The following is a 13451-nucleotide window of genomic DNA, read 5'->3' on the forward strand; positions in this document are numbered from 1 at the left end:
CAATTGAGTCCCTTTTATGTATTCGGTATGGTATTAACGAGTCGACCTTTAACAATAACTCGGTTTGGATCGTTGGTCATTTGCTCTTTACATGTAACCAATGTAATGGTTGCTTCGTCTGGTGTATCATTGAGTACTGATACATCGGTAGCGTCAACAGTGAAGATATCTGTAATTTCATAGACAAACGTTGAAGTTTTATCGTTGAGTTTTACTTCATCGCCAATTTCTAACTTATCAAAGTCGCGGAATACACAGCTGGCACAGTTACCATTGTGACCTGCGATTGCAAAGTTTCCTTTCGCTGGTGGGTTTGGTGAACTTTCCCAGGCGACAACATAGCGTGATAGATAATTCCAATCATTGGTTTTAGCAATCAGATGATTTACGCCCAGTTTATCGATTTGAATCGTACCCCAAACGTTAACATCAACGCCTTCGGTAGGCAATTCGCCATCGTCATTTAAAAGTGGTGCATTCATGAAGTCTTGCAACTCCTGTTGCTGTGAGCGGCGGTCAAAATATTTTGTACCAACATCATACGCAACAATACCCAACCCAACAACAATCATGATAACTCCCACAACTGTGAGGAGATTTAATTTTCTTTTTTTCTTTATATTTTCCATACATAAATTATAAGAGATTAAATAACTAATTACAACCTAGTGCCCCTATGTTATAATGAATAATAGGTGATAATATGGCTTACCAATCGTTATATCGTAAATATCGACCCGCAACTATGGATGAAGTCGTCGGACAGAAACATATCGTCGATGTATTAGTAAATTCAATAAAAAAAGATAAGATATCACATGCTTATCTTCTTTGTGGTCCACGAGGGACAGGGAAAACATCAATTGCTAAGCTCTTTGCGGGTGCTGTCAACTGTACCGACCCTGATAAAACAATTTGTGGTGTATGTGATAACTGTAAAGCAGTACAATTAAATAATCATCCCGATCTTGTCGAAATTGATGCCGCAAGTAATAATGGTGTCGATGAAATTCGCAGTCTTATTGAGCGTGTGAAATACACGCCAATTTTAGGGAAATATAAAGTCTATGTTATTGATGAGGTACATATGTTAACACAAGGGGCATTTAATGCCCTTTTGAAGACTTTGGAAGAACCACCAAGTCATGTTGTCTTTATTCTCGCTACAACAGAAATACACAAAGTGTTACCAACAATCATCTCGCGTTGCCAACGTTTTGATTTTACCCGCATACCTGATGAGGGAATTGCCAAGCGTTTGAATCATATTCTTGAACTCGAGAAAGTACAATCAGAACCCGGTGTTACACAATTAATCGCATCGCTTTCTGGTGGTGGGTTAAGAAATGCACTTACAATCCTTGAACAAGCAATTGTTCTCGCAGATGAAAAAATCACACTCGCACAAATCTATGAAGCAAATGGCATTATTACTGCTGAAGACAAGATAAAACTCTTTCAAAGCTTTATCAACCAAGATATGAATGCGCTTCTCGAAATAATCCACGCCTTTAGTGCACAAAGTGTTCATTACGAACGCCTTGTAATGGATTTGGTCAGTGGTCTGAAAGACAGTATCGTGTATACACATACGAAGGATATGCGTTTTGCAGATCAAAATGTTATCGAATTCATTACATTCTTAGACGTAAACTATCGTCCCAATGATCGTATTAAAATAATCGATGTCCTTTTGGAGTATGTTGAGAAAATGCGTTTCTCACAAAATCCAGAAGTGTACTTTGAAGTAGCTTTAATCGATATCTTTAATTCTCAAGGGGGAGCTCCTGATACAGTGCATGAAACACCAGCAGTAACTTCTGTACAACCTTTGGTCAAAAAGATAGAACCTCAAACTGAAGTCAAACCTGTATACGAAGCGAAGCCCGAAACCACAGCAGTCATTCCTGAAACGATGAATGTTCAAGAGGAGGGTCCTGAATCTTTTGAAATTGAAGATGAAGCCGGGGAAGATATCATTGAAACTATTCCTGAAACAATGGCTTCACCAACAATTCTTGATAATGATATGATTGTGCGCCTCATGGTTACAGCAGATAAAGATCTTCGAATGGTTGATGAAGAGAAATTCGAAAAAATTAGCATGTATCGTAACAATCCACAATGGGCACGACCAGCGCGCCTTCTCAATGGTGGAAAAGTTGTTCTTAGCAGCTCGTTCTTTGTTGTTGTTGCCATGAGCAATGATATTGAAGTTCGCGAATTAGCAGAAGAGCGCAATCGCATGGAGTTAAATAAGTTCTCTGAAGTGCTCTTTGATACACCGAAAGTCATGCTATCAACATCAAACCGTCAATTTAAAGAAGCTATTGATGCGTTTGTTCGCTTAAATAAGGATCAAACACTACCGCAACCCGTTCTTGAACATGAATTGGTTGTGGCTCAATCTGAAGAAATTACTGAAATTAAAGATGAATCACTTGAGAGCGTCTTAGACCTCTTTGGAGATACCGTCACTATAATAGATTAGGAGAATACTATGTATCCGAAATCCCTACAGGATCTCATTGAATCATTCAAACTCCTTCCTGGAGTTGGACAAAAGACTGCAGAACGCTATGCTCTAAGTATGTTGGAGCGTAATATTGAAGATGTTAATGTATTTGCTTCATCCTTGGTGACAATGGTCGATACAATCAAAGAATGCACAATCTGCCATAATTTAACAGACTCGGACATTTGTCCGATATGTTCCGATAGCAGTCGTGATCGCAGTATCATCTGTGTGGTCGCAAGTGCAAAGGAAGCATTCTCAATTGAAAAAATGAATGAATATCATGGACTATATCATGTTTTGGGAGGGTTGATTTCTACCCAAAAGGGAATCCTACCTGAACATTTGAATATTGATTCTTTGATTCGTCGCATTGATGATTCAACCAGAGAGGTTATACTTGCTTTGAATGCTACAGTTGAAGGCGAGATGACATCGCTATATCTTGCAAAGAAACTTGAAGAAACAACTGAAGTATCACGTTTGGCATTTGGATTACCAATTGGAGGTCATCTTGATTATGCAGATGACATGACCCTAATGAAAGCCTTCGAAGGGCGTAATCGTATTAAATAAAGGAGAGCGCTATGAGTTCAATTGCCTATCTATCTGATGAGAAAATGATTGAATTTCACCGCAGTAACGGGAACCGTCGCATCAATTTCTGGCGCTTAAGCACCAAGAATTTTGATCGCTTTGACGTGGGCTCGTTACTTTTCTTTATTGACAAACGTTATATCCATCCGAGTACAAAAGAGAAAGGGATTATTGGATATGGTCGTGCGCGCGATATTCGAACAATGAGCGTAAAGCGAACATGGACCGAATATGAATCTCTCAATGGGTTCAAAGATTATGAATCTTTTGAGGCAACAATTAAAGCCGCCGCAAAAGATGATGTCTTACCCAAACAAATTCAATCCATTGAGCTGGATCATGTTGTTTTTTTTAAGTCACCCTTATACTTAAGTGAAGTAAATTTTGATTTACCACAACGTCTTGAATCCTTTATTTATCTTCTTGATGAGGGGAGAGATGTTGCTTTGGATCTTCTCATGAAGGCAGATGACTTGGGAATTGATCAGTGGTTTGTTGCCATGAATGCAAGTATTGAAATGGACATAATTTATGAAGACATTCGCGAACAGACCATTCGTAATGCCCTGTCGAAGGTTTCGGTTGAATGGACCCAATTGCAAGAAAACTTAACATTTAGCATTAAGCATGCATCCCGTGTTGGGCCACTGGCATATGATTACAGTGAACGTGTTACCAAAGTGTACCTGCCATGCTCGTCATTAAAGAATCAATTCTATGAGATTGTTGGTATGGCAACATGGATAAAAAAAGAACTCGAAGGGGTTAACCTGGAGTTCTATGTTGTACTTAAGAATCAAGTCGATGACTTTACGCAACGACTCAATCTAATGAATTTAAAGCCCTTATATATTTAGGTGCTGATGGTTTGAACTCAATACCCAATTGATTAAGCGTGTTCACGTAGTGTGGGCGCGCTTTTTCATTCGCTTCGAAGAGTTCATATTCAATTTCATAATCTTGGTGATTGCTGAATGATGTTGAGTCAAGACACCATGTTCCGTATGCATCATCATAGGTCTTGCGCAAGGTACGACTGAAAGCAACCCTTTCTAATTCATAAACATTGATGCCCAAATCGTCAAAATATTCAACGAGTCGTTCATCGTTTAGGTTCTGTGCTTTCAGTTCTAATTCATGTTCAAGAACACCATCAGGTTGCGGAGTTTTCATCGTAAATTCGTGACGATTACCGATAGTTCGGATACGGCACATGGATTCACGCGCAAAGAGTTGGCGATCGGATGTATCGTAGTACTCATTTAATTGCACGTGTGCATTACCGAAAGGTAATGAGCGTGCGAGTAAATCATAATCTGCTTTTGTCAGCATGCTTTTGTATTCAATTTCTAAATGTTGTTTCATATAACTATGTTACAATAAGAGAGATAGAAAAGGAAGTGGATTATGAAACGTTTTACGACTGTCAATCGCGGCGATAGCGAATCGCAGCGAATCTGCTTGCATATTAAAAATGAATTAAGCCACGCAGGCTTTACATATGATGCTGCAAATCCTGAATTAGTGGTTTGCGTTGGTGGTGATGGAACCCTATTGAAAGCCTTCCATGAGTATCTCAATCTCGTTGATAATGTAGCGTTTGTTGGGATTCACACAGGAACGCTGGGATTTTCAACGGACTATACTCAAGACCAAGTGGATTCATTCATTCACGATGTCATTCACAATACACCAACAATCGATGAAAAACGAATTTTGGAAGTAATGTGTACCAATACGCATAAGACACAGCATTTTATGGCATTGAATGAAGTGCGTGTCGAAAATATTGTAAAGACACAAGCAATGGATATTTTCATCAACGATCAACATTTTGAAACATTCCGTGGTAATGGTGTTTGTATTTCTGGACAATATGGATCAACCGCATACAACCGCTCAATTGGTGGGGCCGTGATATATCCTGGCTTGGATTTATTACAGATGACTGAGATTTCGGGAATTCATCACCGTCATGCTCGAAGCTTGGGGTCGCCGTTGGTTATGAATCCTGAAGCAAAGATTACGCTCAAGCATGAATCTTTTGATCATGCTCTGTTATGCTATGATCACTTGCACATCCATTTGGATAACATTCATACCATAACAATCAAAAACAGCGATCAAACAATGAAATTTGCACGCTTTAAATCAATTCCTCACATTCAAAGACTAAACGCATTATTTTAAAAAAAAGACTGGCAGTTGCCAGTCTTTAGTGTCTGTGTCTGTTTTGCGTTTCACTATACATGTGAAATGCAACAGCAATAGGAATCATATATGACATCAAGGATGAACCCCCATATGAGATAAAGGGGAGTGTAATCCCAGTTATGGGAAGCACTGCGAGAATCATTCCGATGTTCTCCAAGTGTTGGAAGACAATCATACCAATAATTCCCATCATCATATAACGTTCACGCGGTAAATCAGAGCGGATTGTATTTGAAATTAGTTTGATATCAAATATGAATACGAGGGCAACAACACTGGCTGCTCCTATAAAACCAAAGTTTTGTGAAATAACCGCAAAAATAAAGTCGGTTTGTGCTTCTGGATAGATAGCGACGAGTGTACCCAATGGATGTCCAGTCATTCCAGCAGTTCCAATCGATGTTAAGGCTTGAAATAATTGATAGCCATGAGACATAGCATATTTTTCATAGTCCAGCCAACCATAGAATCGATCCAGACGGTAACTTGTTTTACCACCACCAAGCATCGAGTTCAAGAGTTCTGGGTTGGTACGATACAAGAATACAATTCCCAAAAGTAAACTTACAGCAAGTGTTCCGATAATAATAAACCATTCACGGCGAACGCCAGAAATGATAAACATGGTTGCCAAACTAAAGAGAATGACAATAGGGACACCTGTATCGGGTTGAAGGATAATTAAGATAAGCGGTGGAATGGCAAATTTCGCCATTTTAAAGATGAGTTCAAAATCACTGCGAAACGTCGTCGCTTTTTTATTAATATTGTGTGTGTTAATCGTGTTGGCTGCTTTGATAATCAGCACAATTTTCATAAACTCGCTGGGTTGGAAGGAACCAATACCGGGAATTTGATACCATGCGTTGGTTCCGTTTATGGCTTCCATAAAGCGGAAGTTGATAACACGATAATGGGCCAGAACGAGTCCAAACAGGAACACCATTAAAATCCAATAGGCTACATCAATAACAGTAAACATGCGGTCAACGCCAATCTTAAGTAAAAAGGCGACAAGTATGAAACCAATGATATACCACATGATTTGTTTTTGTACCAAACTGCGTGCTTCAGCAACGCCTTGATTTAAAAGTGGTGCCGATAAGTAAATAGCAACAATACTAATGACACCAAAGGCAAGCAAGATTAAAAGCAAAAATTTATCGAGCGTGAAGTGCCGTTTGCTTTCATTAATAAAATTGTTCATAGTCGCTCCTTTTGTGAATGATATTTATAGTGTATAATAGTAAAAGAAAAGTAAGAGGTGTTCCAGATGAATCGTCTTCAAACTTATTATGAACAATTACAGTTACCTGTAAAATCCTTGTTCTTCGGTTCTTTCTTAATTGCAATCGGTTCTTTGATTGCAAATCCATATATAAACAGTATTTTAAAACTTGATAATGCCACACTCGTTACAATATCACAAATATTGATGAGCTGTGGTGGTATCATTTTAACATATTTCCCAGTTTATGTTTTCATTAAATTGTTATCACATCAAAAGAATGAAACAAACATTGTGGTTGCGGGGATAATTTCCTATTTAATGTTTCTTGTAACGATGGTTTTCTTAACACCATCAACATCACCAGAAGCATCTTATATATCCAGCCTCACCATTATGCTTAACGGGAAACAACTGCATGTTTATCGCACCGGAATCTTTGGATTGGTGGCGATCTTTTTCTTAATGCGCTTTATTTACCGAAAGACATCGCAAAAACGTAATATTGCGAATCTTTCATATGTTGATCGTGAAACAACACGCTTGGTAAGTTCCTTAGTGGGTGGTGCAGTAATTGGTGCGCTCTTTGCATTTGGTTGGCCTTATATTATTGATTCACTTTATGGCATGATGGAATTCATTTCAAACGATGTAAACAATCCCATGAGTTTGTTTGCATATGGTGCACTTGAACGATTGCTTGCACTCTCAAATCTTGATTCAATTCTTCACCAGGAATTTTGGCTTAACACCTTGGGTGGAACATGGATGAATCTTGCCGGACAAACATTTGTTGGAGACGTCAACATTTGGGCGGCTCAACTTCAAGAAACTGTAAATTCATTTGGTGCCGGACGATTTACGAGTGCCTACTATGTCCTCAATATCTTCGCGGTTCCAGGATACTTTATGGCGATATCATCAACAATATCCAATAAAAAAGTTCGCAATGTAAATATTCCTGTGCTCTTCGCAGCAATCGCAGTCTCAATGATCAGTGGTGTCTTGTTACCTGTTGAAATCTTAATGTTACTCACAAGTCCAACGATTTATTTCTTCCACTTATTTATGACCAGCTTTATTTATGCGATTCTCAGTGGTTTCTCAGTTGCACTTGGGTTCTCCTACTTTGGAAGTCTCATGTCCGCATCTCCTGGGAATATCATTGACTTACTAGGAATTACTGGAAAATCTGTCTTGATTAGTAAAGTCCTTATTCTTGTATTGGTAGGTGTTATCGTATTTGTAGCATACTTTGCCTTTACTCGATTCTATTTTGAAAAAATTGCCCTTGATGTTCTTAACGTTACAAATAAAAAAGAACGTATTAATGAATTTGCAGAAGGCTTGGGCGGTTATGAAAACATTGAGTCTGTCTCAAGTACACTCACACGAATTCATGCAATCATCACCGATCGCGATGCTTTAAATGTTGCATCACTGCACCGTCAAGGCGTAACGCGTATCGTTGAGACCCGTCAAGGATTTGTTATTTCCTTGGGGAGTGCTGCATTTATGACTCAAAAAGCAATTAATAAAGAATTGAAGCGTCTCAAAGCGCTTGAAGTAGTTCAGGAAGTTGATACGAATGAAACACAGTAATTTAACCCCTATGTTGCAACAGTATATGGATATAAAGGAAAACACCAATGATGCGTTGGTGTTTTATCGCTTAGGTGATTTCTACGAATTATTCTTTGAGGATGCAATTACTGCGTCGAAAGTTCTTGATCTTGTCCTTACTGCACGATCTGCAGGTGGAAATGAAAAAGCACCGATGTGTGGTGTTCCACACCATGCTGCAGCAAACTATATTCAAAAACTTGTCGCCTCTGGATATAAAGTAGCCATTGTAGAACAAGTTGAAAATCCCAAAGAAGTAAAAGGGATTGTCCGAAGAGAAGTTGTTGAAATTGTAACGCCAGGGACATACTTTGAAATGGATGACAATGAAACACGAGAGATTGCTGCGATTCATAGTGACCTTGTTTATGCCACCGTAGTCAGCTGCAATATTGTTAGTGGCGAAGTACGGGCGATACGCGTGATGAACGACTTTGTCGAAATCATCAAAGTGTTGCAACAATTTCAAGTGAAAGAGATTGTCCTTGCAGAAGATTTCAATCAAAGTATTATCGCTGAAATTTCTGGTAAAACGGATATTTACATCTCTTATGAAAATGACGTCGACCCAACTATTAAGCATTCGGATAATGCCATACAAAATGCTTTAGGTCGTCTGAATCAATATCTAATCTATACACACAAACGTTCCTTAGATCATTTAAGTGAGGTTGTGGTATTAAATGATTTATCATACTTACGTATGGATTATGCAACCATGACAAATCTCGAATTGATTGATCATCAAAAAGGAAAAGAGTTGTCGTTATATCATTTTTTGAATCGGACGCGAACCAACATGGGATCTCGTGCTTTAAAGCAATACTTAATGCAACCCCTTGTTAATCTCGAAGATATCAAAATACGTCACAGCCAGATTGATACATTGATTGACGACTATATCCTTAACGACCGACTTGTGGATCTTCTTAAAGAAACATACGATGTTCATCGTGTCGTAGCACGTTTATCAACAGGAAAACACAACGCTCAAGATTTAGTACGTCTTAAGAAAACATTGGCAGTGCTTATTGATATTAAAGCAGAACTTACTACTTTTGATGAATTTCAGTTTATTGCTGCAATCGATGGACTGCAACCTGTTTTGGAAACACTAAGTAAGACTATTTGTGATGATGCCCCGGTTGCATTAAAAGAAGGTCGCACCTTTCAAAGTGGCGTTGATGATGAACTGGATGAATTGTTGGTTTTATCAAAGAACGGCAAACAATGGCTCATTGAATATGAAGCAGCACAACGCGAACGCACTGGTATTAAAAATCTAAAAGTTGGGTACACACGTGCATTTGGATATTACATTGAAATCAGCAAGGGACAAATAGAAAATGTTCGTGATGATTTTGGCTACATACGCAAGCAAACACTTACAGCTGCAGAACGTTATATCAGTGAAGAACTTCAAAATTACGAAGTGAAAATTAGTCAAGCAAGCGATCGAATTCTCGAAATTGAATCTCGTCTTTTTGACCAATATTCTGAATTTGTAAATGGTTATTCAAAGCAAATTCATCATATTGGTGATGCAATCGCAAATCTTGATGTGCTTGTGGCTCTTGCGGAAGTATCTTCACTTCCAGGGTATACAAAGCCTCATTTTGTCGATGGAAAAGTACTGGATATACGCAATGGGAAACATCCTGTTTTAGAAACAACACTCAAAGATCATCAATACATTGCCAGTGATGCAATTTTAGATGCTGACGATTATACCTTAATCTTAACTGGCCCTAACATGGGTGGTAAATCTACGTTCATGCGAATGGTTGCTCTCAATGCAATAATGGCCCAAGTTGGCTGCTACGTACCATGTGAGTCGTTGACAATGAGCATCGTTGATCAGATCTTTACACGCATGGGTGCGAGTGATGATATTCTAATGGGTCAATCAACATTCATGGTAGAAATGATGGAAGCACAAGCCGCATTATCAAAAGCGACTGCACATTCGCTGATTTTGTTTGATGAAATTGGCCGGGGAACCTCCACCTATGACGGGATGGCCCTTGCACAAGCAATCATCGAATACATTAACAATTCAATTAAAGCACGCACAATTTTCTCAACACATTACCATGAGTTGGTTACTTTAGAGGAAATGTACAGTGGCATACGTAATGTTCATGTTGAAGTCCATGAAGAAAATGACCATGTAACATTCCTATACCGCGTCATTGACGGACGTGCTGATAAGTCGTATGGGATAAATGTTGCACGATTGGCACATTTACCACAAAGTATTATAGATCGCGCTAAGCAAAACTTAGCGTTACTCGAACTTAGCAAGGATTCGGTCAATATTGATGCAAAGGTAGTTCAAATTGAAGTTGAACCCCAAGGCTACGCAACCATTAAACACAAACTGCAATCGGTGGATGTAAATCAATTAACACCCCTTGAAGCACTAATGTTTGTATCCGATCTAAAAAAAGCGTTAGGAGATGATTCACATGAGTAAGGTTCATGTTCTCGATACACATCTTACCAATATGATTGCTGCCGGTGAAGTAGTAGAACGTCCCGGTGGTATTATTAAGGAACTTGTTGAAAACTCAATCGATGCGAAAGCAACTCAGATTGAAGTGCGCATCAGTGAAGGTGGTATGGGTTCGATTGAAGTGAGCGATAATGGCGAAGGCATGAGTGGGGAAGACCTTGTTCAGGCCTTTGAGCGCCACTCAACCAGTAAAATTTCTAACACACAAGATTTAAATGCAATTCATACGTTTGGATTTCGGGGAGAAGCCCTGCCCTCCATTGCATCCGTGAGTTACATTGAGGCAACAACGAATGATGGTGAAACAAGCCATCGTCTTGTTATTGATAATGGAAAGAAAAGTGACGTTGAACGTTTTGCACGCAATGCAGGAACGACAATCTCAGTTCGAAACCTCTTTTTAAAGACTCCTGCTCGATTGAAGTATATAAAGAATGTTCACTATGAAACATCAATTATCCAAGATACGATGCAAAAATTTGCAATGAGTAATCCTGCCATCGCCTTTTCATTTTACAATGAAGACAAACTTGCATTCCGCAGTTTTGGTCGCGATGACAGCTTGGATGTTTTTCATCGTATCTATGGTGGCGCAATATCGCAAGATACAGAGATATTCAGTGGTGAAAATTATGATTTCAAAATTGAGGGGATCATGGCTTTACCACAGCATAACCGCGCCAACCGCTACGCAATTTGGCTGTACATCAATGATCGCATGATTCGCTATCCTAAAGCTCAAAAAGCAATTGTTGATGCTTATCGACGTCATATGCCTACCGATCGTTATCCGATTGTTGTCATGAAGATAACCGTAGATCCACAACTTGTTGATGTTAATGTGCACCCAAGCAAGTGGGAAATTAGACTTTCGAAGGAAGAACAATTAATTGAGCTTATTCAATCCCAACTTGAATCCGTTTTGGATGCTCACATGCGTCCACAAAAAATAACATTCAAACCAACAAGCGAAATACCAGTGCAACAGGACTTTAAGCAAGACTTACTCAATGACACCCAACCGCGCTATCCATTGTTTGATGTGAAGCCAACACCGATGATTTATGAGGAAGTCGTGGAAACGATTGTACCGACAATGTCTGAAGTTGATGAAGTACCCATCGATAGTACACCACAACCAGAGATTGAAAATATCATAATGACTCCTGAACCAGAAGTAATTACCTATAAAATTGAACCGTTGAAAGTTCTGTCACAATTAAGTGGAAATTATATTCTTGCACAAGGTGATGCGGGACTCTATATTATTGATCAACATGCCGCTATGGAACGCGTTCGTTATGAGTACTACCAAAATAAATTACTCAACCGTGATGTTCCGATGCAAGATTTTTTGATTCCCATGATGATTGAGGGGCGTAAAAACATCATCAATCAATTGGCTAAAATTAACGATGCCTTCGCATCCTTCAACATTGAACTCGAATCTTTTGGGGATGATACATTAGTCTTGCGTTCAGTACCAGTCTGGATTGAAGACAATGAAGTTAAAGAGTTTGTGAATGAGGTGCTGGATATGTTTGAAGCGGATAAGAAAATTCGTGAAGAAGATATGCGTCGCAGTGTAATTGCAACACTGGCATGTCACTCATCGGTTCGCTTTAACGAGTATATGTCGATGGATGAAATGATGACGCTTGTTGAACAACTGCGTCAATGTGAACAACCATTCCACTGTCCTCATGGAAGACCGACTTTTATTACAGTAGAACACAAACAACTCATCAAGGAATTCAAGCGATGATCAAGGTCTTGGTTATTGCAGGGGTGACGGGAGCTGGAAAGAGTCGTTTGGGTGTTGCATTGGCACACCGATTAAATGGCGAAATTATCAGTGCAGATTCTGTTGCGGTGTACCATGAGTTAAATGTTGGGTCGGCAAAGCCGACGATCAATGAACAAGAAGGTGTCCCACATCATCTTATCAATGTCACAAATATCAATACTCCCTATAACGTCGCCCGGTTTCAAAAAGAGGGACGCGCATGTATTGAAGAAATTCACAGCCGTGGCAAATTGCCCATAATTGTGGGTGGAACGGGATTGTATATTAATGCATTGCTTCGTGATTACCAGTTTGAGGAAGAACGCACACTGAGTGAGGTCGATGAGCGATTGAGTAATGAAGAACTCTACAGACAACTTCAAGAGGTTGATCCCGAGTCAGCACAGACAATTCACATTAACAATCGCCAACGAATGATTCGTGCGTTACAAATTAATAACAGTCAAGGGAAGACAAAAGCATCATCCAATCAAGCACAAAAAAATATCTTGCTTTATGACGCGTGCATTCTTTTCTTACAAGGGGATCGTGAGATGCTCTACCAACGTATTAATAATCGTGTTGATGAAATGATTGAAAACGGTCTTTTAGACGAAGTGAAAACACTGCAAGCTACAGATCCCGCAGTCTTTAATTTGCAATCAATGCAAGCGATTGGCTATCGAGAATTCGCACCGTACTTTGAAGGCACGCAATCATTGGAAGCAACGATTGAATTAATCAAACAAAACACACGACGTTTTGCAAAACGACAAATAACATGGTTTAAGCATCAAACTCCCTCTGTATGGGTTGATGTATTTGCACCTGATATGATGATACACGTCAATAATGCAATTGAAGCATGGGAACAAAGTATTTCCCAGGAAATATAGAGAAGGCAACTGCCTTCTTTTTATGTGGTTTGCTATCTCTGTTCTACTGTGTTAGAATTATGACACAACAGAAAAGG

11 protein-coding genes are annotated in these 13451 nt (G+C 39.2%); 8 read left to right on the plus strand and 3 right to left on the minus strand.

Annotation, left to right across the window (positions count from 1 at the left end; genetic code table 11):
- Positions 1 to 14 precede the first annotated feature (14 nt).
- Positions 15 to 572 (minus strand): sortase, encoded by a 558-nt coding sequence (locus G7062_RS01795; protein WP_240915975.1) that lies wholly within the window; start codon positions 570 to 572, stop codon positions 15 to 17.
- Between the two features lie 131 nt (positions 573 to 703).
- Here G7062_RS01795 and dnaX point away from each other — a divergent pair, with 131 nt between their 5' ends.
- The 3 genes from dnaX to G7062_RS01810 are packed head-to-tail and all read left to right on the plus strand — an operon-like array spanning position 704 to position 3969.
- Complete coding sequence (gene dnaX, locus G7062_RS01800) at positions 704 to 2491, plus strand: DNA polymerase III subunit gamma/tau (protein WP_166064209.1); 1788 nt, start codon at positions 704 to 706, stop codon at positions 2489 to 2491.
- 9 nt (positions 2492 to 2500) lie between these two features.
- Positions 2501 to 3091: a recombination mediator RecR gene (gene recR / locus G7062_RS01805; protein WP_166064210.1), complete on the plus strand. Its 591-nt coding sequence runs from the start codon at positions 2501 to 2503 to the stop codon at positions 3089 to 3091.
- An 11-nt stretch (positions 3092 to 3102) separates the two neighbouring features.
- Complete coding sequence (locus G7062_RS01810; RefSeq protein ID WP_166064211.1) at positions 3103 to 3969, plus strand: hypothetical protein; 867 nt, start codon at positions 3103 to 3105, stop codon at positions 3967 to 3969.
- Here the strand turns inward: G7062_RS01810 and G7062_RS01815 are convergent.
- A complete protein-coding gene (locus G7062_RS01815; RefSeq protein ID WP_166064212.1) occupies positions 3935 to 4477 on the minus strand; it encodes a CYTH domain-containing protein in 543 nt (180 codons plus the stop codon). The two genes, G7062_RS01810 and G7062_RS01815, sit on opposite strands and share 35 nt — an antisense overlap.
- A 42-nt stretch (positions 4478 to 4519) precedes the next feature.
- On the opposite strand from G7062_RS01815, the gene G7062_RS01820 reads away from it, so the two are divergent.
- The gene (locus G7062_RS01820; RefSeq protein WP_166064213.1) at positions 4520 to 5302 is read left to right on the plus strand and encodes an NAD kinase; all 783 of its coding nucleotides are present in this window, start codon (positions 4520 to 4522) and stop codon (positions 5300 to 5302) included.
- Between the two features lie 25 nt (positions 5303 to 5327).
- Here the strand turns inward: G7062_RS01820 and G7062_RS01825 are convergent, their stop codons facing one another.
- Positions 5328 to 6533 carry an FtsW/RodA/SpoVE family cell cycle protein gene (locus G7062_RS01825; protein WP_166064214.1) on the minus strand — a complete coding sequence of 402 codons (1206 nt, stop codon included), beginning with the start codon at positions 6531 to 6533 and terminating at the stop codon, positions 5328 to 5330.
- 66 nt (positions 6534 to 6599) lie between these two features.
- Between G7062_RS01825 and G7062_RS01830 the strand changes: the two genes are divergently transcribed.
- From G7062_RS01830 to miaA, 4 genes are read left to right on the plus strand one after another with little or no spacing between them, the layout of a single operon-like run.
- Positions 6600 to 8156 (plus strand): PTS glucose transporter subunit IIBC, encoded by a 1557-nt coding sequence (locus tag G7062_RS01830; protein ID WP_166064215.1) that lies wholly within the window; start codon positions 6600 to 6602, stop codon positions 8154 to 8156.
- Positions 8143 to 10653, plus strand: coding sequence for a DNA mismatch repair protein MutS (mutS, locus tag G7062_RS01835; protein ID WP_166064216.1), 2511 nt, complete (start codon positions 8143 to 8145; stop codon positions 10651 to 10653). The genes G7062_RS01830 and mutS overlap by 14 nt, the downstream gene beginning before the upstream one ends.
- Positions 10646 to 12457: a DNA mismatch repair endonuclease MutL gene (gene mutL / locus G7062_RS01840; RefSeq protein ID WP_166064217.1), complete on the plus strand. Its 1812-nt coding sequence runs from the start codon at positions 10646 to 10648 to the stop codon at positions 12455 to 12457. Before mutS ends, mutL begins: the two co-directional genes overlap by 8 nt.
- Positions 12454 to 13374, plus strand: coding sequence for a tRNA (adenosine(37)-N6)-dimethylallyltransferase MiaA (gene miaA, locus G7062_RS01845; protein ID WP_166064218.1), 921 nt, complete (start codon positions 12454 to 12456; stop codon positions 13372 to 13374). Before mutL ends, miaA begins: the two co-directional genes overlap by 4 nt.
- Positions 13375 to 13451 lie beyond the last annotated feature (77 nt).

The organism is Erysipelothrix sp. HDW6C, from assembly GCF_011299615.1.
GTDB lineage: Bacteria > Bacillota_I > Bacilli_A > Erysipelotrichales > Erysipelotrichaceae > Erysipelothrix.

Coding starts and splice junctions, on each gene's coding strand:
- G7062_RS01795 (WP_240915975.1), bottom strand. CDS start 572: ATGATTGTTGTTGGGTTGGGTATTGTTGCGTATGATGTTGGTACAAAA.
- dnaX (WP_166064209.1), top strand. CDS start 704: ATGGCTTACCAATCGTTATATCGTAAATATCGACCCGCAACTATGGAT.
- recR (WP_166064210.1), top strand. CDS start 2,501: ATGTATCCGAAATCCCTACAGGATCTCATTGAATCATTCAAACTCCTT.
- G7062_RS01810 (WP_166064211.1), top strand. CDS start 3,103: ATGAGTTCAATTGCCTATCTATCTGATGAGAAAATGATTGAATTTCAC.
- G7062_RS01815 (WP_166064212.1), bottom strand. CDS start 4,477: ATGAAACAACATTTAGAAATTGAATACAAAAGCATGCTGACAAAAGCA.
- G7062_RS01820 (WP_166064213.1), top strand. CDS start 4,520: ATGAAACGTTTTACGACTGTCAATCGCGGCGATAGCGAATCGCAGCGA.
- G7062_RS01825 (WP_166064214.1), bottom strand. CDS start 6,533: ATGAACAATTTTATTAATGAAAGCAAACGGCACTTCACGCTCGATAAA.
- G7062_RS01830 (WP_166064215.1), top strand. CDS start 6,600: ATGAATCGTCTTCAAACTTATTATGAACAATTACAGTTACCTGTAAAA.
- mutS (WP_166064216.1), top strand. CDS start 8,143: ATGAAACACAGTAATTTAACCCCTATGTTGCAACAGTATATGGATATA.
- mutL (WP_166064217.1), top strand. CDS start 10,646: ATGAGTAAGGTTCATGTTCTCGATACACATCTTACCAATATGATTGCT.
- miaA (WP_166064218.1), top strand. CDS start 12,454: ATGATCAAGGTCTTGGTTATTGCAGGGGTGACGGGAGCTGGAAAGAGT.